This window comes from Escherichia sp. E4930, from assembly GCF_005845405.1.
Classification (GTDB): Bacteria; Pseudomonadota; Gammaproteobacteria; order Enterobacterales; family Enterobacteriaceae; genus Escherichia.
This window is the reverse complement of record NZ_VCDZ01000030.1, coordinates 98,162-118,399: the sequence shown is the minus strand read 5'-3', so window position 1 is coordinate 118,399 and position 20,238 is coordinate 98,162. Positions and strand designations below refer to the sequence as shown.

Genomic DNA, 20,238 nt, shown 5'->3' with positions numbered 1-20,238 from the left:
AATTGCGAGCGAGATCGCGTCGTCTGCTGCCTGCAATTCAACCAATTAAATTTCAAAAGAATTGAGAAAAAATATTTACCCCCACAATATGCGGTTAGTGTGGGAATTGCCCAGGCGGCAGGGCATACGGGCTGCAGGCAGTTATCCACTATTCCTGTGGATAACCATGTGCATTAGAGTTAGAAAACGTGATGCAAGCGAGAGAATACGCGGCTTGCACGCGAATTGACGCGAAAGAAGGCTTAAGGAAATATTTGTTATTTTTCAATTAATTATATAAAAGCAATGGCAGTCATGAAAGTGACATCTCTTGCCATAAATCCGTCATCAGCCATCTTGACAATTGTTAAAAAAGCCGTTGCTTTGGGGATAACCCCGCAAGCCTGGAGTTTTATCTCGTCACTGAGCAAATTATGCTCATGATTGATACCTTCGTTGACGGTGTAACAGAAATAATGTGGCGTGAAACTGTTTTTTTATCCAGTATAATTTGTTGGCATTATTAAACACGACGAGTAAAATTACATACCTGCCCGCCCACTCCTTCAGGTAGCGACTCATGAGTAAACCGTTCAAACTGAATTCCTCTTTTAAACCTTCTGGCGATCAGCCTGAGGCAATTCGACGCCTCGAAGAAGGGCTTGAAGATGGCCTGGCTCACCAGACTCTACTCGGCGTAACGGGCTCCGGGAAAACATTTACCATTGCTAACGTCATTGCCGACCTTCAGCGCCCGACGATGGTGCTGGCGCCCAACAAAACGCTGGCAGCCCAGTTGTACGGCGAGATGAAAGAGTTTTTCCCGGAAAATGCGGTGGAATACTTCGTCTCTTACTACGACTACTATCAACCGGAAGCCTATGTGCCGAGCTCGGACACCTTCATTGAAAAAGATGCCTCGGTAAACGAACATATTGAACAGATGCGGCTTTCAGCGACCAAAGCTTTGCTGGAGCGGCGCGATGTGGTGGTGGTCGCCTCTGTTTCAGCCATCTACGGTCTGGGCGACCCTGACTTATATCTTAAGATGATGCTGCATCTGACGGTCGGCATGATTATCGATCAGCGCGCGATTCTGCGGCGCCTGGCGGAACTGCAATACACCCGTAACGACCAGGCGTTCCAGCGCGGGACTTTCCGTGTTCGCGGGGAAGTGATTGATATTTTTCCGGCGGAGTCCGACGACGTTGCGCTACGTGTCGAATTGTTCGACGAAGAGGTAGAGCGGTTGTCGCTTTTCGACCCGTTAACAGGGCAGATTATCTCAACCATTCCCCGCTTTACCATTTATCCGAAAACACACTACGTTACCCCGCGTGAACGTATTGTGCAGGCGATGGAAGAGATCAAAGAAGAGCTGGCCGATCGGCGCAAAGTGCTGCTGGCAAATAACAAGCTGCTGGAAGAACAACGCCTGACTCAGCGTACCCAGTTTGATCTGGAGATGATGAACGAGCTCGGTTATTGCTCAGGCATTGAAAACTATTCGCGCTTTCTTTCCGGTCGTGGACCCGGTGAGCCACCGCCGACGCTGTTTGATTATCTCCCCGCCGATGGCCTGTTGGTGGTCGATGAATCCCACGTGACTATTCCGCAAATTGGCGGCATGTATCGAGGCGACCGGGCGCGTAAAGAGACGCTGGTGGAGTACGGTTTCCGCCTGCCCTCGGCGCTGGATAACCGTCCGCTGAAATTCGAAGAGTTCGAAGCATTAGCGCCGCAAACCATCTATGTTTCTGCAACACCCGGTAATTACGAGCTGGAGAAATCCGGCGGCGATGTGGTGGATCAGGTCGTGCGTCCAACAGGGCTGCTGGACCCGATTATCGAAGTGCGCCCGGTAGCGACTCAGGTTGATGATCTTCTTTCAGAAATTCGCCTGCGGGCGGCAATTAACGAACGCGTACTGGTCACGACGTTGACTAAGCGGATGGCGGAAGATCTCACCGAATATCTGGAAGAACACGGTGAACGCGTGCGTTATCTCCACTCGGATATCGACACCGTCGAGCGTATGGAAATCATCCGCGACTTGCGCTTGGGCGAGTTTGATGTGCTGGTGGGGATCAACTTACTGCGCGAAGGTCTGGATATGCCAGAAGTTTCGCTGGTGGCGATCCTCGACGCTGACAAAGAAGGCTTCCTGCGTTCCGAACGTTCATTGATTCAGACCATTGGTCGCGCGGCGCGTAACGTCAACGGTAAAGCGATTCTCTACGGCGATAAGATCACCCCATCAATGGCGAAAGCGATTGGCGAAACCGAACGTCGCCGCGAGAAACAGCAGAAGTACAACGAGGAACACGGCATTACGCCGCAAGGGCTGAACAAGAAAGTGGTCGATATCCTGGCGCTGGGGCAGAACATTGCCAAAACCAAAGCGAAGGGCAGAGGAAAATCGCGCCCGATTGTTGAGCCGGATAATGTACCGATGGATATGTCGCCTAAAGCGTTGCAGCAGAAAATCCATGAACTGGAAGGGCTGATGATGCAACACGCGCAAAATCTGGAGTTCGAAGAGGCGGCGCAAATTCGTGACCAGTTACATCAGCTGCGTGAGTTGTTTATTGCGGCATCGTGACAGGATAACGAAGAAGAGAGATAGCAAAAGCAAAATTGCCTGATACGCTACGCTTATCAGGCCTACATTTTCTCTGCAATACATTGAATTTGCGCGGTTTGTAGGCCGGATAAGGGTTCACGCCGCCTCCGGCATGAACAACGTGTACTTTGTCTTCAATAGGAAGCCGGAATTTTCTTTCGGCTTCCCGTTAACCCAAAGCCTGTAATGCCTTTTCCAGTGCGTTATGTAACAACTGGCGGTCATGACGATAAGGGATATCGCTGGCCTCCAGTACGTCCTGAATGACTAATCTGTCGTTAACTGTAGAAACATCGACCTTCGGCCCAACAATCACCGCATCAATCACCTTTTTACCGACATACTGCTCCATAATCGCCAGCTTGTTTTCAAGCTTCAGATTCGCCGCAGGCAGGCTTAATTCTCTTCCCAAATTGCCAATATAAACCATAGGGGCTGGCGTGCGGCGTAGTGCCTGCGCCATTTCCTCAAGCAGCAGGATTGGCATCAGGCTGGTATAAAAACTGCCTGGCCCGATGATTATCAGGTCAGCCTCATTAATTGCCAGCACCGCTTCACGGGTGGCAGGTACGTTGGGGGTTAACAGTAGTTCCTGAATCGGCGTAGTTAGCTGGTCGATGTTGACCTCGCCGTAAACTTCATGTCCCTGATCGTCAATGGCCATCAGATCAACGGGATGCTCTGACATCGGAATTAATTGCGCGTCCACTTTCAACAGATTACGAATTAAATTGATGGCTTCCAGAGGCCGCACGCTAAGGTGATCCAGCGCCTTTAACATCAAGTTTCCGAGATTATGACCGGAAAGCTCGCCATTGCCGCCAAAACGGTATTCAAACATCGCGGAGGCGACGCTCGGTTCCGTTATCAGTTGGTTGAGACAGTTGCGCATATCGCCCCAGGCAATACCGCCTTCCGAGCGACGAATACGTCCCGTCGAGCCACCGTTATCCGTGGTGGTGACGATACCCGTTAAGCGAGAGCCTAAAGACGAAAGTGATGAGAGAACGCGTCCCAGTCCATGCCCCCCGCCGAGAGCAACGACACGATCAAGGTCAGCCAGCGTACGATTGCGCATATACATTCCTGAAGTCAGATTATCCGCGCTACAGTAGCGCAAATTACGGGGGAACAGCAATTAGCCTGCCAATATTGAGGATACAACTCATGGTTTTCTACCCCCAAAGGACAATATTCGCTCTGCATCCCTGATGATGTATATCAAAGTAAAACCGCCATTTTCCCTTATTCTGTAGCGAAATAGGCCGATCATGACGCTATATATATGATTACATAGCGAAAAGGGTGAATGGTAAAAATCTCATTTACGCGCTAGTATCGGCATAACCACTAAACACTCTAGCCTCTGCACCTGGGTCAACTGATATGGTGCTTTGGCCGTGACAATGCTTTGAAAGGTTGCCACCAGGGCGAAGGAAGAAATGACTTCGCCTCCCGTATCTGGAAAGGTGTACATGGCTTCACAACTGACTGATGCATTTGCGCGTAAGTTTTATTACTTGCGCCTGTCGATTACCGATGTGTGTAACTTTCGTTGCACATATTGCCTGCCGGATGGCTACAAGCCGAGCGGCGTCACCAATAAAGGCTTTCTGACCGTCGATGAAATTCGCCGGGTTACGCGCGCCTTTGCCAGTCTGGGCACCGAAAAAGTCCGTCTGACAGGCGGAGAGCCGTCTTTACGTCGCGACTTTACCGATATCATCGCCGCAGTGCGGGAAAATGACGCCATCCGTCAGATTGCGGTCACCACTAATGGTTACCGTCTGGAACGCGACGTAGCGAACTGGCGCGATGCCGGACTGACGGGCATTAACGTCAGTGTTGATAGTCTCGACGCTCGTCAGTTTCATGCCATTACCGGCCAGGATAAATTCAATCAGGTAATGGCTGGCATCGATGCTGCATTTGAGGCGGGCTTTGAGAAGGTCAAAGTCAATACCGTGCTGATGCGCGATGTCAACCATCACCAGCTCGACACCTTTCTGAACTGGATCCAACATCGTCCTATCCAGCTGCGTTTCATCGAACTGATGGAAACGGGAGAGGGCAGCGAGCTATTCCGTAAACATCACATCTCTGGTCAGGTTCTGCGTGACGAGCTACTGCGTCGCGGCTGGATCCACCAATTACGTCAACGTAGCGACGGTCCCGCGCAAGTCTTTTGTCATCCGGATTACGCCGGAGAGATTGGCCTAATTATGCCGTATGAAAAAGACTTCTGTGCCACCTGCAACCGTCTGCGCGTCTCCTCCATTGGTAAACTCCATCTCTGCCTGTTTGGTGAGGGCGGCGTTAACCTGCGCGATCTGCTGGAAGACGATACCCAGCAACAGGCGCTGGAAGCGCGTATTTCAGCGGCGCTGCGGGAGAAAAAACAGACCCATTTCCTGCATCAAAACAACACCGGTATTACGCAAAACTTATCGTACATTGGCGGCTAAAACGTCAAAAGGAGAGATCAGATGAGTCAGGTAAGCACTGAATTTATCCCGACCCGTATTGCTATTCTTACGGTTTCTAATCGTCGCGGTGAAGAAGACGATACCTCCGGTCACTATCTGCGCGATTCGGCGCAGGAAGCGGGCCATCAGGTTGTCGATAAAGCCATTGTCAAAGAAAACCGCTACGCTATTCGCGCTCAGGTATCTGCGTGGATCGCCAGCGACGATGTACAAGTGGTGTTGATTACGGGTGGCACTGGCCTGACGGAAGGTGATCAGGCTCCCGAAGCACTGCTGCCGCTGTTCGACCGTGAAGTCGAAGGTTTTGGTGAAGTGTTCCGTATGCTGTCGTTCGAAGAGATTGGCACCGCAACGTTGCAATCCCGTGCGGTAGCGGGCGTCGCTAACAAGACACTGATTTTCGCCATGCCGGGCTCGACCAAAGCGTGCCGTACCGCATGGGAAAATATCATCGCGCCGCAGCTGGATGCCCGTACGCGTCCGTGTAATTTCCATCCACATTTGAAGAAATAAGTATGTCGCAACTGACCCATATCAACGCCGCTGGCGAAGCGCACATGGTGGATGTCTCCGCCAAAGCGGAAACCGTGCGTGAAGCGCGGGCGGAAGCCTTTGTCACCATGCGCAGCGAGACGCTGGCGATGATTACTGATGGTCGCCACCACAAAGGCGACGTATTTGCCACTGCGCGTATTGCCGGTATTCAGGCGGCAAAACGCACCTGGGATCTGATCCCGCTGTGTCATCCGCTGATGCTCAGTAAAGTCGAAGTCAATTTACAGGCCGAGCCAGAGCACAATCGGGTGCGTATAGAAACCTTATGCCGCCTGACCGGGAAAACCGGCGTTGAAATGGAAGCGTTAACCGCGGCCTCCGTGGCGGCGCTGACCATTTATGACATGTGCAAAGCGGTGCAAAAAGATATGGTGATTGGTCCGGTACGTTTGCTGGCAAAGAGCGGCGGCAAATCAGGTGACTTTAAGGTGGAAGCGGATGATTAAAGTTCTTTTTTTCGCCCAGGTGCGCGAGTTGGTAGGAACAGATGCAACCGAAGTGGCTGCGGATTTCCCAACCGTAGAAGCGTTACGCCAGCACCTGGCCGCGCAGAGCGATCGCTGGGCGCTGGCGCTGGAAGATGGCAAATTGCTGGCTGCCGTCAACCAGACGCTGGTGAGTTTTGAGCATCCGCTGAATGACGGCGACGAAGTGGCTTTCTTCCCGCCGGTAACCGGAGGTTAAGATGGCAGAAACCAAAATTGTTGTCGGCCCGCAGCCGTTCAGTGTAGGGGAAGAGTACCCGTGGCTGGCGGAGCGTGACGAAGACGGTGCGGTAGTCACCTTTACCGGTAAGGTGCGCAACCATAACCTGGGAGACAGCGTCAAAGCATTGACCCTCGAACACTATCAGGGAATGACAGAAAAAGCACTGGTGGAAATCGTTGATGAAGCGCGTAACCGCTGGCCGCTGGGGCGCGTCACGGTAATTCACCGCATTGGTGAATTATGGCCGGGTGATGAAATCGTTTTTGTCGGTGTTACCAGTGCGCATCGCAGCAGTGCGTTTGAAGCCGGGCAGTTTATTATGGACTATCTCAAAACCCGCGCACCGTTCTGGAAGCGCGAAGCCACGCCGGAAGGCGACCGCTGGGTCGAAGCCCGGGAGAGCGATCAGCAGGCGGCAAAACGCTGGTAGTTTTTAGCAGGCCGGATACCGCACAGCTGCATCCGGCAATTTCACCGCTCAGTACATGCTTTCACGCTGCGTCGATGCACAGCCCCATCATTTGCAGTATCCTTAAGATATTCCTTATATCTTCAGGAGAAAGTCATGGACAGATTCCCACGTTCTGATTCAATTGTACAAACCCGAGCTGGCCTGCAAACCTATATGGCACAGGTCTATGGCTGGATGACGGTAGGCTTGCTGCTTACTGCGTTTGTTGCCTGGTATGCGGCTAATTCCGCCGCCGTTATGGAGCTGTTATTCACCAACCGCATCTTTTTAATTGGTCTGGTAATAGCACAATTAGCTCTGGTTATTGTGTTATCAGCGATGATTCAAAAGCTGAGTGCAGGTGTGACAACCATGCTCTTTATGCTTTATTCAGCGCTGACGGGCCTGACGCTTTCCAGTATTTTCATTGTCTATACCGCGGCCTCTATCGCCAGCACTTTCGTCGTTACTGCCGGGATGTTCGGCGCAATGAGCCTGTACGGTTACACCACCAAACGCGATTTAAGCGGCTTCGGCAATATGCTGTTTATGGCGTTGATCGGCATTGTGCTGGCATCGCTGGTCAACTTCTGGCTGAAAAGCGAAGCGTTGATGTGGGCGGTCACCTACATCGGCGTGATTGTCTTTGTCGGATTGACGGCGTATGACACTCAGAAATTGAAAAATATGGGTGAGCAGATTGATACCCGCGACACGTCAAACCTGCGTAAATACTCCATTCTTGGCGCGCTAACCTTGTATCTGGACTTCATCAACCTGTTCCTGATGTTGCTGCGAATTTTTGGCAATCGTCGTTAATTCTTTTTTCACCATCACTATCCCGGCCATGTGTCGGGATTTTTTTTCTTACTAAAAACGACACTTAACAAGTACCAGGTATAAAATACGCCTTATGGCCGAGCGGAAGTGTTTTTCGTATCCATAAATACAAAAGTATTTTGTATGCGTGGTTTTAAATTTATTCATGATGAATATTAATATTTTTCTATAAGGATAACTAAAAGAATGGAATCATACTCGCAAAACAGCAATAAATTCGATTTTCAGCACGAGGCCAGGATATTAAACGGTATATGGCTCATTACCGCTTTAGGTTTGGTGGCAACCGCAGGGCTGGCCTGGGGAGCTAAGTATCTCGAAATTACGGCAACCAAATATGATTCACCACCAATGTATGTCGCCATAGGGTTATTATTACTTTGTATGTATGGCTTAAGTAAAGATATCAACAAGATAAATGCGACCGTCGCAGGCGTAATATATCTGTTTTTACTCTCGTTGGTGGCGATTGTCGTTGCGAGTTTAGCGCCTGTATCTGCCATTATTGTCGTGTTCAGCACTGCGGGAGCGATGTTTTTAATCAGTATGCTGGCAGGTCTATTGTTTAAATTTGATCCTGGTTCTCACCGTTTCATCATTATGATGACGTTGACAGGGTTGGCCCTGGTAATCATCGTGAATGCGGCATTAATGAGTGAACGGCCCATTTGGGTAATAAGTTGCTTAATGATTGTGTTATGGTCAGGCATTATCTCACATGGACGAAATAAGCTCCTTGAACTGGCGGGGAAATGCCATAGTGAAGAATTGTGGAGTCCGGTTCGTTGCGCTTTTATAGGCGCATTAACACTCTATTACTATTTTATCGGCTTCTTTGGGATACTTGCAGCAATAGCGATAACGCTTGTCTGGCAAAGGCATACGCGGTTTTTTCATTAGTCGTAAAAAATAGGTAAGTTTCTTTTTTGGAAAAATGCGTGTTAATCGTTTTTATATAACCTCATGAATAAAATCGTGAAGAAATGTAATGAGGCTGATGCGCTATGCTTAGCTGGTACTGACTGGAATTGTAAACTATTAACTTAGTCCGGTTGTGTAGGGCGGATAAGGCGTTCACGCCGCATCCGCCATGAACAAATAGCACTTTGCTAACAATCTGCACAAACCAAAAGAACTTAACCGAACTTCACATCGCCGCGTCATTTTTCGCTCGTAGCTTCTTCGCCTGGCTTTCCAGCAACAGGTAACAGATCAGCGCCAGCAGCAGCGGGATAAAGTAATACAGCACACGGTAAGCGAGTAGGGCGGCGATAATTGTGCCTTTGGAGGTATGCTCCCCAGCCAGTAGCGCGATAAACACCGCTTCCAGCACACCAATTCCCGCCGGAATATGCACAATTACCCCAGCAATACTACTAACCAGCAACACGCCCAGTACAAAGAAATAGTTCACGCTTTGACCGAGTAACAGCCAGATAATCGCTCCCATTACCATCCAGTTAACGCTGGAAATCAGCATCTGGGCGAGGGCGAATTTCCATGAGGGCAGCACCAGCTTTTGCCCTTTGATGGTCATATGGCGGTGCTTCGCGAAAGCGCAAAACCACAAATAAACCGCGATAATCATCAGTAAGCCAATGCCGAGAATACGCAGCGTAGTTTGATCGACATACCAGTGATCCGGCAGCTCCACCACGCCCGCGGTAAAGATAATCCCTGCCAGCAAAATATAGCCCAGCCAGTTGGTGGTAATACTGAGCGAGAAAATTCGTGTAATAGTGCTGCCCGGTAATCCTAGCCGGGAGTACAAACGGTAGCGCATACCAATGCCGCCGACCCAGGTACTGAGCGTCAGGTTGAAGGCATAGCAGATAAACGACACCAGCATCACCTGGCGCTTCGCCAGTTTGTGACCGCAGTAGAAGCGGGCGAGCAGGTCATAGCAGCCGTAAATCAGATAACTGACGACCACCAGCCCGACCGCACTGAGCAGCGCAACGCGATTGTAGTCGCGGATGACCTTCCAGACCTCTTCCCAGTCCACTTTTTTGGCGTAGACCACCAGCAACACAATCACCGCGATAAAAAACAGCCATGTGAGGATCTTCTTTGCTAAGCGCCAGCGCGGATGTGATTTACTCATCAGGGCTTCATCCCCGAACTTTCAGTTTCGACCCGATCCTGCGTTTCCATTGTCGGTTGGGCGGGCGGATCAACCTGCGCCAGATGTGGCGTGTGCGCCGGAAGCCAGCCCACCAGCGCCGGGAAGTGGCGTAAAAAGTGGAACGCCAGCACGCTTTTGGTCAGGTTCCACCAGGTCCGTTTCGGCAGCATGGTCTCATCGACCTGCTGACAATCTGCGGCGATAATGCCGTTCAGATTATCGCGCAGCGTCTGGTTAAAATTACGATCGTGGATGATGACATTTGCTTCGAGATTCAGCGACAAACTGAGCGGATCGAGATTACTGGACCCTACCGTCGCCCAGTGGTCGTCCATCAATGCCACTTTGCCGTGGAGCGGGCGGCGACGGTACTCAAACACCTGAACGCCGCCTTTAACCAGATAGTTATACAGCAAGCGCGCACCGACTCTGACAATCGGCATATCCGGTTCGCCCTGAATGATCAGTTTGATCCGTACCCCGCGCCGCGCCGCTTTACGCAAGGCGTGTAAAAATCGATAGCCGGGGAAGAAGTAGGCGTTGGCAATAATCACTTCCCGCCGCGCCTGAGTGAGCATTTTCAAATAGTGGCGTTCGATATCACTGCGATGTTCTTCGTTATCGCGCCAGACCAGCAATACCTGCGCTTCTCCCGGCTGGCGGTTTTCTTCCGCTTTATGATGACGTCGCCACCAGCGCCGGGCCGCGCTCTGTCCTGGCAGGTTTTCCAGTTCAAATTGCAGAATATCTTCAACAATCGGCCCTTCGAGGCGTACCGCGTAATCCTGTTTAGCCTCTGGACCGTAGCTGGACATATGCTCGGCGGAGTAATTCAGCCCGCCAATAAAGGCGATACGCGCGTCGATCACCACAATTTTGCGATGCATCCGGCGAAACACATTGGTGCGCATACCAAAAAGGCGAGGGCGGGGATCGTAGTAGCGGAACACCACGCCAGCTGCCGTCAGTTCATTGACAAACTCATCGCTGAGATCCGGCGAACCGTAGCCATCCAGCAAGACTTCCGCTTTTACTCCGCGTTGCGCTGCTGCCAGTAGCGCCGCATGTAGCTGTTTGCCGACGTCATCCTCAAACCAGATAAACGTTTCAAGAATAATGCGTTCTTGCGCTTCGCCAATCGCTTTAAACACAGCGGGATAATATTGCTCGCCATTTTCCAGCAACTGGATCTTATTGCCTTCGCGCCAGCTACATTTCATAAATGAATCTCCGCACTTAAAGGGGCATGATCAGAAAGGTGTCGCCATGTCCGCAGCGGCAACGCGGTTGGCGCGCTGGCGCTGGCATTTTTGACGTAGATCCTGTCCAGTCGTAGTAGAGGAAATTGCACCGGAAACGTGCGCGCCGGGCGTCCGTGGGCGCGGGTAAAAATCTCATCCAGTCCGGCCTGCACTTTTAACGGATGATTAGCTTTTTGCCGCCAGTCGTTGAAATCACCCGCTACCAATACCGGTTCGCCGTCCGGCAGCTCATTCACCCATTCGGCGAGCATCGCAATCTGCGCCTGACGGTGCGCCTCACGCAGGCCCAGATGTACGCACATCACATGAATCGCTTTCCCGGTCATCGGCGGAACAATGCGGCAGTAGAGCACGCCGCGCTTTTCCGCACCATCGACCGAAACATCACGATTCTCATAATGTTCAATGGGATAGCGTGACAGTATGGCATTGCCGTGATGCCCTTCCGGATACACAGCATTGCGACCGTAGGCAAAATCGCTCCACATTGTGTCGGCGAGAAACTCGTAGTGCGAGGTATCGGGCCAGTTTTCCACATGCAGCGGATGAACTTCGTGCGCGCCCATCACTTCCTGCAGGCAAACTATATCGGCGCTGACGGTACGTACGGCGTCGCGAAGTTCCGGCAAAATGAAGCGTCGGTTAAACGCGGTAAAGCCTTTGTGAATATTGATGGTGAGTACCTTGAACGAAAAGTGTTGTGTTTGATCGGGCATAATTTTCCCGTTTTGGCCTCTTATCTCATTGAAATAGTGTAGTCGGCGTCACAAAAAGGTGCGGTCTTACGGAATTTTCCGTAAAGTTCGGTACTCTGAGTAAGTAGAGATAAATTCTTCAGGAGAGAAGCCATGAAGTGGCAACAACGTGTTCGTGTCGCAACTGGCCTAAGTTGCTGGCAGATTATGTTGCATTTACTGGTAGTGGCGCTGCTGGTGGTGGGCTGGATGAGTAAAACTCTGGTTCACGTCGGCGTGGGATTATGCGTGCTGTATTGCGTAACGGTAGTGATGATGCTGGTGTTTCAGCGCCACCCCGAGCAACGCTGGCGTGAGGTGGCGGATGTGCTGGAAGAGCTGACCACTACCTGGTATTTTGGCGCGGCGCTGATTGTGCTGTGGTTGCTGTCCCGCGTACTGGAAAATAACTATTTGTTGGCCGTTGCAGGGCTGGCGATCCTTGCCGGCCCGGCGGTGGTGTCGTTACTGGCGAAAGATAAAAAATTACATCACCTTACGTCTAAACATCGCGTACGCCGCTGACCCGGTTGTGGCCGTTATCACCAGTAGCGGCCACAAACTGTTCCACACAATATCCAGACTCGCATCCTTCAAATAAATCTGCTTGGTAATGTCCGTAAAGTGGCGAATAGGGTTAATCCACGTCAGGTTTTGCAGCCATACTGGCATGTTCTCCACCGGCGAAACGTAACCGGAAAGCAGAATGGCGGGCATCATAAAGACGAACACGCCGATAAACGCCTGCTGTTGAGTTGAACAGAGTGATGAAATCAACAGACCGAATCCCACCAGCGATAAACCATAAATCACCATCGTAAAGTAGAACAGCGCCAGCGATCCGGCGAAGGGGATTTGATACGCCCAGATACCAATCGCCAGCACAATGGTGGCCTGGAAGGTGGCGACAATTAACGCCGGTACGGCCTTGCCGATGAATATCTGCCAGGTGGTGAGCGGCGAAACCAGTAGCTGATCGAGCGTACCTTGTTCACGTTCGCGGGCGACGGAAAGTGAAGTGACGATCATTACGCCGATAGTGGTGATCATGGCGATCAGCGACGGCACCACAAACCATTTGTAGTCGAGATTCGGGTTATACCAGTTGCGTACCACCAGCTCGCTGTTGTTAGGTTTCGGTTTTCCTTCCAGCAGCTCCTGCTGATAATTTTTGACGATCTGTTGCAGGTAGTTGGCGGCAATTTGCGCACTGTTGGAGTTACGCCCGTCGAGGATCAACTGCAACGGCGCGGTCTGGAAGGTATCCAGTTTGCGCGAGAAGTCAGCCGGGAAACGCACCAGTAGTAACGCCTTTTGTGTGTCGATGGTTGGGCGGATCTCCTGTGGGCTTTTCAGCAGCAGCACATGAGTAAAGGCGCTGGCGCGGGCAAAACGTTGGGTCAGCTCCACCGAATGCTCGCCGTTATCTTCATCGTAGATGGCGATGGTGGCGTTAGTCACTTCCAGCGTGGCGGCGAACGGGAACAGGATCACCTGAATCAGCACGGGTAAAATAAGAATCGCACGGGTTTGCGGTTCGCGCAGCAGCGACTGCAACTCTTTGCGGATTAACGTCCATAAGCGATGAAACATGCTCTTCTCCCTAATCCAGCCGACGTTTGGTTTTAAGCCATGTCAGGCCAATAAACATCACCGCCGAAGCGATCAAAAACAGCACGTTTACCACCAGCACTACTGGAATATTCCCGGCGAGGAACAGGCTTTGCAGGGTGCTGACGAAATAACGTGCGGGAATAATGTACGTCACCGCGCGGATCACCGCGGGCATACTGTCTATCTGAAATATAAAGCCGGAAAGCATAATCGACGGCAGGAACGCGGCGTTCAGGGCGACCTGAGCGGCGTTGAACTGGTTGCGGGTAATCGTGGAAATCAGCAGCCCCATCCCCAGGGTACTGAGTAAAAACAGGCTGGAGATAAAAAACAGAATCAGCAGCGACCCGCGATACGGCACGCCGAGAATAAACACCGACACCAGCATACACAGCAACATCGCCAGCATACCGAGAAAGTAATAAGGGATCAGCTTACACAGCAGCAGTTCCGTGCGGGTAATCTCCGTAGAGAGCAAAGCCTCCATGGTGCCGCGTTCCCATTCTCGCGCCACCACCAACGAGGTGAGAATCGCGCCGATGACCGTCATGATAATGGTCACCGCACCGGGGATAATAAAGTGCTGGCTTATCGCCGCCGGGTTAAACCAGTAGCGGGTTTGTACATCAATAAGCGGTTCAAAAGTCTGCCCGTTATCCTCCGCTCGCTGCATTTGCCAGATCTGCCAGATCCCTTCGACATACCCCTGCACAAAGTTAGCGGTATTCGGCTCACTGCCGTCGGTGATCACCTGAATCGGTGCGGTGGCGTTGGTGCGCTCCATCTGTTCCGCAAAATCCACCGGAATTACCACCAGGCCGCGAATTTTCCCCGCCTGCATTTTGGCGATCAGTTCCTGACGGTTATCGCTGATGGTGGCGTCGATATAGGGCGAACCGGTCATGGTGTGGGTGAAATCCAGCGCCGCTTCGCTACGCTGTTCCAGTAAAATCCCGACCCGCAGCTTGCTGGAGTCGAGGTTAATGCCGTAACCAAAAATAAACAGCAGTAGCAGTGGGATCACTACCGCAATCAGCCAGCTACTCGGATCGCGAACGATCTGCCGCGTCTCTTTAACGCACAGCGCCCGCACGCGACGCCAGGAAAGGATCGGGTTACTCATTGCTATGCTCCTTATCCCAGTCGTGGATCAACTGAATAAAGGCTTGCTCCATGGTGGGATCGGGTTGCTCATCGTTGGCCGACTGCGCTTTCAAATCGTCCGGCGTGCCGCTGGCGATTAATTTCCCACGGTACACCAGGCCGATGCGGTCGCAATATTCCGCTTCATCCATGAAGTGGGTGGTGACCATCACCGTGACGCCTTTCTCTACCATGCTGTTGATGTGCAGCCAAAATTCACGGCGGGTGAGGGGATCAACGCCGGACGTCGGTTCGTCGAGAAACAGAATGTCCGGTTCATGCATCAGCGAACAGGCCAGCGCCAGCCGCTGTTTAAAACCTAATGGCAGTTCATCGGTCGCGTGGGAGGCGATACTTTTCAGGCCGAACGCCTCGCTCATACGGGAGATTTTTTCGTTCTGCGCCCGACCGCGTAAGCCATACACACCAGAGAAAAAGCGTAAATTCTGTTCGACCGTCAGGTTGCCATAGAGCGAAAATTTTTGCGCCATATAGCCGAGATGCTGGCGCGCTTTACCGGAACTCTCTTTCAGATCCATCCCCAGCACCAGCGCCTGGCCGGAAGTCGGCACCAGCAAACCGCACATCATCTTAAAGGTGGTCGATTTACCCGCGCCGTTTGGCCCGAGCAAACCAAAAATCTCCCCACGTTTAACGGCAAAGTTGACGTGATCGGTGGCGGCAAAATCACCAAATTTCTTGGTCAGCTCTTTCGCTTCGATCACCGTCTCGCCAGGTGTACCTTCTACCGTATGTAATATTGCGCCCAGCGGCGATTCCGAGGTTCCGGCACCGCCCAGCAAATCGATAAACGCATCTTCAAAGCGGGGCGTGGTTTGGCTGATGTCGATTTCCGGCATCCCGTCGGCGTGGCGAACATCGTCTGGCGTGGCCTCTTTTTTGAGGATCAGGCGTACCGATTTCCCTTGGATCATGCCGTCGCTGACCTGCGGTAGTTTCAAGGCGCGTTGCAACAGTTTGCGGTTGCCCTCGTGCGGGCTGGTCATCAGAAAGCTGCGTCCGGCCATGGTTTGCGTCAGGGCCGTCGGTTCTCCCTGATACAGCAGCTCGCCTTCGTTCATCAGTAACACGTCACGGCACTGCTCGGCTTCGTCGAGATACGAGGTGCTCCAGAGGATTAACATCCCTTCGCCTGCCAGCTCATGCACCATCTGCCACAGTTCGCGCCTTGAAATAGGGTCAACGCCGACGCCGGGTTCATCGAGCAGCAACACTTTCGGTTCGCCCACCAGGGTACAGGCCAGGCCGAGTTTTTGTTTCATCCCACCGGAGAGCTTGCCCGCCAGGCGTCCGGTAAACGGGCCAAGAGACGTAAACTCCAGCAGGCGAGCAAAAGTTTGCTTACGTGCCTCTCCGGTGACGCTGCGCAAATCCGCGTACAGATTGAGATTCTCCATCACCGTGAGATCTTCATACAGACCGAATTTCTGCGGCATATAGCCGAGCACGGCGTGCAGCGCAGCGTCGTTTTTGATCGGATCAAAGCCAATCACCGTGGCGCTGCCGCTGTCGGGTTTCAGTAATCCTGCCAGCATCCGCATCAGCGTGGTTTTGCCTGCGCCGTCCGGCCCCACCAACCCCGTCACATAACCTGCATGAATGGTACAATCGAGCGGCGCGACGGCGGGCTTGTCCATGCCCGGAAAGCGTTTTTCCAGGCCGTTTAGCGTGATAACGGCATCATTCATGTCCTGCCTCGTTACCGAATTGCACCGTTACCGGCATTCCCTGGCGTAACGCATCATCGGCGTCGGTCACCACAATACGCAGGCGATAGACGAGGTCGGTACGCAGATCCGGTGTTTCGACGGTTTTCGGGGTAAATTCAGCAGTCGGCGAAACGAAACCAATCTGCCCGTGATACGGTTTGTTCGGACGACCATCGGTATAAAGCAACACTTTGCGCCCCGGCTGGGCCTGGTCAAGGTTACGTTCATCAACATAAGCGCGTACCCACACCGGACGTGTTAGTGAAACGGTAAACACCGTGCCACCTTCATTGAGGACCGTGCCTGGCTCCACCGCGCGCGTTAACAGCGTGCCATCAGAGGGGGCTATCAACGTTGAGTCCTGTAAATTCAGCTCCGCCTGCGCCAGTTGCGCCTGCGCCTGTTCGAGGCTGGCTTTCGCCTGGGCGATGTCCTGTTCGCGGTTACCGGAACGGTACTGACGCAATTTATCCTGCGCTGATTTCAGCGTTGCCTGGGCCTGGTCGCGCGAGGAGCGGGCATTTTCCAGGTCGTTTGCCGAAATGGTGCGGCTTTTCCACAATCCTTGCTGACGAGCATAGAAGTTCTGTGCATAGTCATAGGCGGCTTGCGCCTGTTTCACCGCTGCGGCGGCCTGAGCGATTTCTTCATCGCGATAGCCGGCAAGCATCAGGTCATACTGCGCCTGCGCCACCGAAACGCCCGCTTTCGCCTGCATCAGGGCAATCTCATACGGCTTGTGATCCAGCTCGCCCAGCACCTGACCCGCTTTGATCGCATCACCTTCGTCCACCGCCAGCGATTCAACGCGACCACCGACACGGAAACTCAGATTTACGGTGCGAATATCCACATTGCCATACAGCGTCAGGCCGTTATCCTGGCGGCTTTGATACCACCAGTAGCCTCCGGCAATCACGGCGGCAAGTACCACTACCGCCAGTCCAATCACGACAGGTTTTTTCATCACTACAAACTCCTTTGCGATAATCCTTGCAAAATCAGGTCGATATGACAGGTTACCGTCTGGTTAATCAGTTCGGTCTTTTCTTCATCGAACGCAGTCCAGCCGGTACGTAACAGAATCGTTTCTTTGCCGAGACGAAACGCCAGAATCTCGCCAATCAGCGCATGGGTATGGAGGATCATGCGGGTATCGTTGGCGTCGCAGCCGGTCCAGGCGGCAATCAGGCGTGTCAGGTGGCTGTGTAGCGGGCTAATCACCTGTTCATGCACCAGATGGTAGGCCGCCGTGGGAGAGAGCTGTTCACGGGAGATAAACTTGCTGAGGTTGACGGTGTCATCCTGGGTGAGCAGTTGGATCATGTTCCTGCAGGCGCGAAGGATCAGTTCGCGGATAGCGGCGCGATCCGGCTGTGGTTGTGCGAACAAGCGTTCGGCTTCCTCGGCGTGCGGACGGAACTGCTCGCCAATAAAATCGGCAATCCACTGGGCGCAGGCGAGGTACAAATCTTCTTTCGAACCGAAGTAATAGGTAATGGCAGCGATATTCTGCCCGGCCTGGGCGGCGATATCGCGGGTGGTGGCGTTCATTCCATACTCACCAAACTGTGCCAGTGCCGCAGCAATCAGCTGTTTTTTCGCCTGTTCACCTTTGGTTGTCATGGCAGGACTATTCATAGCACAGCCCATTCTTAATCAAATGATTGATTAAGATTATGACTCATTTTTAGCGTTGTCCAGTATGGCCAGAAATTTTAGCAACGCCAGTCACAGGGATAATTTATGCGCTGCGTCACAAAAACTGCTACACTCCGCTCCCTCATGACATTGTGGTTTTTGTCATTTTCATTTTCAGTATCTCCCTGAAAACTACACCGGTAACGGTCGGGGCGGTCCGGAGTAGTTATGTCTTTCGATTCTTTGGGTTTAAGCCCTGATATCCTGCGCGCCGTTGCCGAGCAAGGTTACCGTGAACCCACCCCTATTCAGCAGCAGGCGATCCCTGCGGTGCTGGAAGGCCGCGACCTGATGGCCAGTGCCCAGACCGGCACGGGCAAAACAGCGGGCTTTACGTTGCCGCTACTACAACACCTGATTTCCCGCGAGCCGCACGCCAAAGGGCGTCGTCCGGTACGTGCGCTCATTCTTACCCCGACCCGTGAACTGGCGGCGCAGATTGGCGAAAACGTCCGTGATTACAGCAAATACCTGAACATTCGTTCGCTGGTGGTGTTTGGTGGTGTGAGCATTAACCCGCAGATGATGAAATTGCGTGGCGGCGTTGATGTTCTGGTGGCAACGCCGGGGCGTTTGCTGGACCTGGAACATCAGAATGCGGTGAAGCTGGACCAGATAGAAATCCTCGTCCTCGATGAAGCTGACCGCATGCTCGACATGGGCTTTATCCACGATATCCGTCGCGTGTTAACAAAACTGCCAGCGAAGCGCCAGAACCTGTTGTTCTCCGCGACCTTCTCTGACGATATTAAAGCCCTGGCGGAAAAACTGTTGCACAACCCGCTGGAAATCGAAGTGGCACGCCGCAATACTGCGTCTGATCAGGTGACCCAGCACGTTCACTTTGTTGATAAGAAACGCAAACGCGAATTGCTGTCGCATATGATTGGTAAAGGGAACTGGCAGCAGGTGCTGGTGTTTACCCGTACCAAACATGGCGCTAACCATCTGGCGGAACAGCTTAATAAAGATGGTATCCGTAGTGCGGCGATCCACGGTAATAAATCGCAAGGTGCGCGTACTCGTGCGCTGGCCGATTTTAAATCGGGCGATATTCGCGTGCTGGTGGCAACTGACATCGCTGCGCGCGGTCTGGATATCGAAGAGTTGCCGCACGTCGTCAACTATGAACTGCCAAACGTACCGGAAGATTATGTCCACCGTATCGGGCGTACCGGTCGCGCGGCTGCTACCGGTGAAGCGTTGTCGCTGGTGTGTGTTGATGAACACAAACTGCTGCGTGATATCGAAAAACTGCTGAAAAAAGAGATCCCGCGCATTGCGATTCCGGGCTATGAGCCGGACCCGTCAATCAAAGCCGAACCGATCCAGAACGGTCGCCAGCAACGTGGTGGCGGCGGCGGTCGTGGGCAAGGTGGTGGTCGCAGTCAACAGCAACCTCGCCGTGCTGAAGGTGGTGCGAAGTCTGGTAATGCGAAGCCCGCAGAAAAACCATCTCGTCGCCTCGGCGATGCCAAACCGGCAGGCGAGCAACAACGTCGTCGCCGTCCGCGTAAACCTGCCGCTGCGCAGTAATCTTTTGATGCCGGGCATAGCCCGGCATCAGGCTGATGACAAACGCAAAACTGCCTGATGCGCTACGCTTATCAGGCCTACGTGAACTCTGCAATATATTGAATTTGCATGCTTTTGTAGGCCGGATAAGGCGCTTGCGCCGCATCCGGCATTTCACAACAAGCACTTGTCAGCAATTTGAGAACGCGGAAAAAAGATTTCTCTGTTTTACCGCTCATAAGCCACCCGAGACGTTACTTCTCTATAGCCAATTGTTCGCGCAACTCCATTAAAAGGTAGCCCAGTCGATTCTTGCCCTTACCATTACCACCGTCTCCCCAGTAAGCATCATTTCCCGTATGCTCAACCAGTTTTGCGGACGCTGTTACCAGTAAGAGCGCGCGCAGTTCTGCATGCTGTTCGAATTTAGCGCGAAGTGCTTTACGCATCACCTGTTCTTTGACCGACTCCCAGTTTTTACGCAGAGGCTTAGAACGATCGCGACCCATGCGTGCGGCGACCATGGGGGAAGAAACCCGACGGATCTCTTCGCGGTATTTTTCATCAAGGAATTTTTGTGCCTGGAAATAGTGTTCTGAGGTGGGCCAGGTTTTCCCGTCAACCTTAATGGGCCAGGCGGCAAAGTTAGAAAAATCACCGTAGTCATCGCCGGTGCTGTAGAAATTTATGGTGGTGTCTTGCATGACGTGTTGGATCCTTTGTGTTCGAACGGGCATTAAACCGCATTATGTTGGTGGTTAATGCGAGCCGC

At 52.5% G+C, this 20,238-nt stretch carries 21 protein-coding genes and 1 riboswitch; of the genes, 10 read left to right on the top strand and 11 right to left on the bottom strand.

Annotated features, from left to right (window positions below):
* Window positions 1-559: 559 nt before the first annotated feature.
* Window positions 560-2,581 carry an excinuclease ABC subunit UvrB gene (gene uvrB, locus FFT88_RS22720; RefSeq protein WP_130205097.1) on the top strand — a complete coding sequence of 674 codons (2,022 nt, stop codon included), beginning with the start codon at window positions 560-562 and terminating at the stop codon, window positions 2,579-2,581.
* Window positions 2,582-2,771: 190 nt separating this feature from the next.
* Here uvrB and yvcK read toward each other — a convergent pair whose 3' ends face one another.
* On the bottom strand, window positions 2,772-3,680 hold the full coding sequence (gene yvcK / locus FFT88_RS22715) for a uridine diphosphate-N-acetylglucosamine-binding protein YvcK (protein WP_130214903.1): 909 nt from the start codon (window positions 3,678-3,680) through the stop codon (window positions 2,772-2,774).
* Window positions 3,681-3,945: 265 nt separating this feature from the next.
* Window positions 3,946-4,090, top strand: a riboswitch (molybdenum cofactor riboswitch).
* On the opposite strand from yvcK, the gene moaA reads away from it, so the two are divergent.
* The 7 genes from moaA (at window position 4,078) to FFT88_RS22680 (ending at window position 8,542) form a co-directional block, all read left to right on the top strand.
* A complete protein-coding gene (gene moaA / locus FFT88_RS22710; RefSeq protein ID WP_001295301.1) occupies window positions 4,078-5,067 on the top strand; it encodes a GTP 3',8-cyclase MoaA in 990 nt (329 codons plus the stop codon). It overlaps the preceding riboswitch by 13 nt.
* 21 nt (window positions 5,068-5,088) lie before the next feature.
* A complete protein-coding gene (gene moaB / locus FFT88_RS22705) occupies window positions 5,089-5,601 on the top strand; it encodes a molybdenum cofactor biosynthesis protein B (RefSeq protein WP_135405766.1) in 513 nt (170 codons plus the stop codon).
* A 2-nt stretch (window positions 5,602-5,603) separates the two neighbouring features.
* Window positions 5,604-6,089, top strand: coding sequence for a cyclic pyranopterin monophosphate synthase MoaC (moaC, locus tag FFT88_RS22700; RefSeq protein ID WP_135405765.1), 486 nt, complete (start codon window positions 5,604-5,606; stop codon window positions 6,087-6,089).
* Window positions 6,082-6,327: a molybdopterin synthase sulfur carrier subunit gene (moaD, locus tag FFT88_RS22695; RefSeq protein ID WP_130214901.1), complete on the top strand. Its 246-nt coding sequence runs from the start codon at window positions 6,082-6,084 to the stop codon at window positions 6,325-6,327. Before moaC ends, moaD begins: the two co-directional genes overlap by 8 nt.
* A gap of 1 nt (window position 6,328) precedes the next feature.
* The gene (moaE, locus tag FFT88_RS22690) at window positions 6,329-6,781 is read left to right on the top strand and encodes a molybdopterin synthase catalytic subunit MoaE (protein ID WP_135405764.1); all 453 of its coding nucleotides are present in this window, start codon (window positions 6,329-6,331) and stop codon (window positions 6,779-6,781) included.
* 135 nt (window positions 6,782-6,916) lie between these two features.
* Window positions 6,917-7,621, top strand: coding sequence for a Bax inhibitor-1/YccA family protein (locus FFT88_RS22685; protein WP_088541618.1), 705 nt, complete (start codon window positions 6,917-6,919; stop codon window positions 7,619-7,621).
* A gap of 207 nt (window positions 7,622-7,828) precedes the next feature.
* Window positions 7,829-8,542 carry a Bax inhibitor-1/YccA family protein gene (locus tag FFT88_RS22680; RefSeq protein WP_130222208.1) on the top strand — a complete coding sequence of 238 codons (714 nt, stop codon included), beginning with the start codon at window positions 7,829-7,831 and terminating at the stop codon, window positions 8,540-8,542.
* A 247-nt stretch (window positions 8,543-8,789) separates the two neighbouring features.
* Here the strand turns inward: FFT88_RS22680 and FFT88_RS22675 are convergent, their stop codons facing one another.
* From FFT88_RS22675 to FFT88_RS22665, 3 genes are read right to left on the bottom strand one after another with little or no spacing between them, the layout of a single operon-like run.
* Complete coding sequence (locus FFT88_RS22675) at window positions 8,790-9,746, bottom strand: YbhN family protein (RefSeq protein ID WP_135405763.1); 957 nt, start codon at window positions 9,744-9,746, stop codon at window positions 8,790-8,792.
* On the bottom strand, window positions 9,746-10,987 hold the full coding sequence (gene clsB, locus FFT88_RS22670) for a cardiolipin synthase ClsB (RefSeq protein ID WP_130214895.1): 1,242 nt from the start codon (window positions 10,985-10,987) through the stop codon (window positions 9,746-9,748). The genes FFT88_RS22675 and clsB overlap by 1 nt, the downstream gene beginning before the upstream one ends.
* Window positions 10,984-11,745: an endonuclease/exonuclease/phosphatase family protein gene (locus FFT88_RS22665; protein WP_130214893.1), complete on the bottom strand. Its 762-nt coding sequence runs from the start codon at window positions 11,743-11,745 to the stop codon at window positions 10,984-10,986. Before FFT88_RS22665 ends, clsB begins: the two co-directional genes overlap by 4 nt.
* A 132-nt stretch (window positions 11,746-11,877) precedes the next feature.
* Between FFT88_RS22665 and FFT88_RS22660 the strand changes: the two genes are divergently transcribed.
* Entirely contained in the window at window positions 11,878-12,288 is a 411-nt protein-coding gene (locus FFT88_RS22660; protein WP_025237330.1) for a YbhQ family protein, read from the top strand.
* On the opposite strand, the gene FFT88_RS22655 is transcribed toward FFT88_RS22660, so the two are convergent.
* The 5 genes from FFT88_RS22655 to cecR are packed head-to-tail and all read right to left on the bottom strand — an operon-like array spanning window position 12,250 to window position 17,891.
* Window positions 12,250-13,356: an ABC transporter permease gene (locus FFT88_RS22655; protein WP_000469031.1), complete on the bottom strand. Its 1,107-nt coding sequence runs from the start codon at window positions 13,354-13,356 to the stop codon at window positions 12,250-12,252. The genes FFT88_RS22660 and FFT88_RS22655 overlap by 39 nt on opposite strands.
* 10 nt (window positions 13,357-13,366) lie before the next feature.
* Window positions 13,367-14,500, bottom strand: a complete 1,134-nt coding sequence (locus FFT88_RS22650) for an ABC transporter permease (protein ID WP_073507423.1) — start codon at window positions 14,498-14,500, stop codon at window positions 13,367-13,369.
* On the bottom strand, window positions 14,493-16,229 hold the full coding sequence (locus FFT88_RS22645) for an ATP-binding cassette domain-containing protein (RefSeq protein ID WP_130258153.1): 1,737 nt from the start codon (window positions 16,227-16,229) through the stop codon (window positions 14,493-14,495). The genes FFT88_RS22650 and FFT88_RS22645 overlap by 8 nt, the downstream gene beginning before the upstream one ends.
* A complete protein-coding gene (gene hlyD / locus FFT88_RS22640; protein ID WP_130214887.1) occupies window positions 16,222-17,217 on the bottom strand; it encodes a secretion protein HlyD in 996 nt (331 codons plus the stop codon). Before hlyD ends, FFT88_RS22645 begins: the two co-directional genes overlap by 8 nt.
* A gap of 2 nt (window positions 17,218-17,219) precedes the next feature.
* Complete coding sequence (gene cecR / locus FFT88_RS22635) at window positions 17,220-17,891, bottom strand: DNA-binding transcriptional regulator CecR (RefSeq protein WP_024191852.1); 672 nt, start codon at window positions 17,889-17,891, stop codon at window positions 17,220-17,222.
* 228 nt (window positions 17,892-18,119) lie between these two features.
* On the opposite strand from cecR, the gene rhlE reads away from it, so the two are divergent.
* Window positions 18,120-19,487, top strand: a complete 1,368-nt coding sequence (gene rhlE / locus FFT88_RS22630; RefSeq protein WP_135405762.1) for an ATP-dependent RNA helicase RhlE — start codon at window positions 18,120-18,122, stop codon at window positions 19,485-19,487.
* 77 nt (window positions 19,488-19,564) lie between these two features.
* Here rhlE and FFT88_RS25335 read toward each other — a convergent pair whose 3' ends face one another.
* Window positions 19,565-19,705, bottom strand: coding sequence for a hypothetical protein (locus FFT88_RS25335; protein WP_165383153.1), 141 nt, complete (start codon window positions 19,703-19,705; stop codon window positions 19,565-19,567).
* A 15-nt stretch (window positions 19,706-19,720) separates the two neighbouring features.
* On the bottom strand, window positions 19,721-20,203 hold the full coding sequence (ybiA, locus tag FFT88_RS22625) for an N-glycosidase YbiA (protein WP_135405761.1): 483 nt from the start codon (window positions 20,201-20,203) through the stop codon (window positions 19,721-19,723).
* Window positions 20,204-20,238 lie beyond the last annotated feature (35 nt).

Excerpts from the sequence above, each read along its gene's own strand:
- uvrB (WP_130205097.1), top strand. The coding sequence starts at position 560 with ATGAGTAAACCGTTCAAACTGAATTCCTCTTTTAAACCTTCTGGCGAT.
- yvcK (WP_130214903.1), bottom strand. The coding sequence starts at position 3,680 with ATGCGCAATCGTACGCTGGCTGACCTTGATCGTGTCGTTGCTCTCGGC.
- moaA (WP_001295301.1), top strand. The coding sequence starts at position 4,078 with ATGGCTTCACAACTGACTGATGCATTTGCGCGTAAGTTTTATTACTTG.
- moaB (WP_135405766.1), top strand. The coding sequence starts at position 5,089 with ATGAGTCAGGTAAGCACTGAATTTATCCCGACCCGTATTGCTATTCTT.
- moaC (WP_135405765.1), top strand. The coding sequence starts at position 5,604 with ATGTCGCAACTGACCCATATCAACGCCGCTGGCGAAGCGCACATGGTG.
- moaD (WP_130214901.1), top strand. The coding sequence starts at position 6,082 with ATGATTAAAGTTCTTTTTTTCGCCCAGGTGCGCGAGTTGGTAGGAACA.
- moaE (WP_135405764.1), top strand. The coding sequence starts at position 6,329 with ATGGCAGAAACCAAAATTGTTGTCGGCCCGCAGCCGTTCAGTGTAGGG.
- FFT88_RS22685 (WP_088541618.1), top strand. The coding sequence starts at position 6,917 with ATGGACAGATTCCCACGTTCTGATTCAATTGTACAAACCCGAGCTGGC.
- FFT88_RS22680 (WP_130222208.1), top strand. The coding sequence starts at position 7,829 with ATGGAATCATACTCGCAAAACAGCAATAAATTCGATTTTCAGCACGAG.
- FFT88_RS22675 (WP_135405763.1), bottom strand. The coding sequence starts at position 9,746 with ATGAGTAAATCACATCCGCGCTGGCGCTTAGCAAAGAAGATCCTCACA.
- clsB (WP_130214895.1), bottom strand. The coding sequence starts at position 10,987 with ATGAAATGTAGCTGGCGCGAAGGCAATAAGATCCAGTTGCTGGAAAAT.
- FFT88_RS22665 (WP_130214893.1), bottom strand. The coding sequence starts at position 11,745 with ATGCCCGATCAAACACAACACTTTTCGTTCAAGGTACTCACCATCAAT.
- FFT88_RS22660 (WP_025237330.1), top strand. The coding sequence starts at position 11,878 with ATGAAGTGGCAACAACGTGTTCGTGTCGCAACTGGCCTAAGTTGCTGG.
- FFT88_RS22655 (WP_000469031.1), bottom strand. The coding sequence starts at position 13,356 with ATGTTTCATCGCTTATGGACGTTAATCCGCAAAGAGTTGCAGTCGCTG.
- FFT88_RS22650 (WP_073507423.1), bottom strand. The coding sequence starts at position 14,500 with ATGAGTAACCCGATCCTTTCCTGGCGTCGCGTGCGGGCGCTGTGCGTT.
- FFT88_RS22645 (WP_130258153.1), bottom strand. The coding sequence starts at position 16,229 with ATGAATGATGCCGTTATCACGCTAAACGGCCTGGAAAAACGCTTTCCG.
- hlyD (WP_130214887.1), bottom strand. The coding sequence starts at position 17,217 with ATGAAAAAACCTGTCGTGATTGGACTGGCGGTAGTGGTACTTGCCGCC.
- cecR (WP_024191852.1), bottom strand. The coding sequence starts at position 17,891 with ATGAATAGTCCTGCCATGACAACCAAAGGTGAACAGGCGAAAAAACAG.
- rhlE (WP_135405762.1), top strand. The coding sequence starts at position 18,120 with ATGTCTTTCGATTCTTTGGGTTTAAGCCCTGATATCCTGCGCGCCGTT.
- FFT88_RS25335 (WP_165383153.1), bottom strand. The coding sequence starts at position 19,705 with ATGAGCGGTAAAACAGAGAAATCTTTTTTCCGCGTTCTCAAATTGCTG.
- ybiA (WP_135405761.1), bottom strand. The coding sequence starts at position 20,203 with ATGCCCGTTCGAACACAAAGGATCCAACACGTCATGCAAGACACCACC.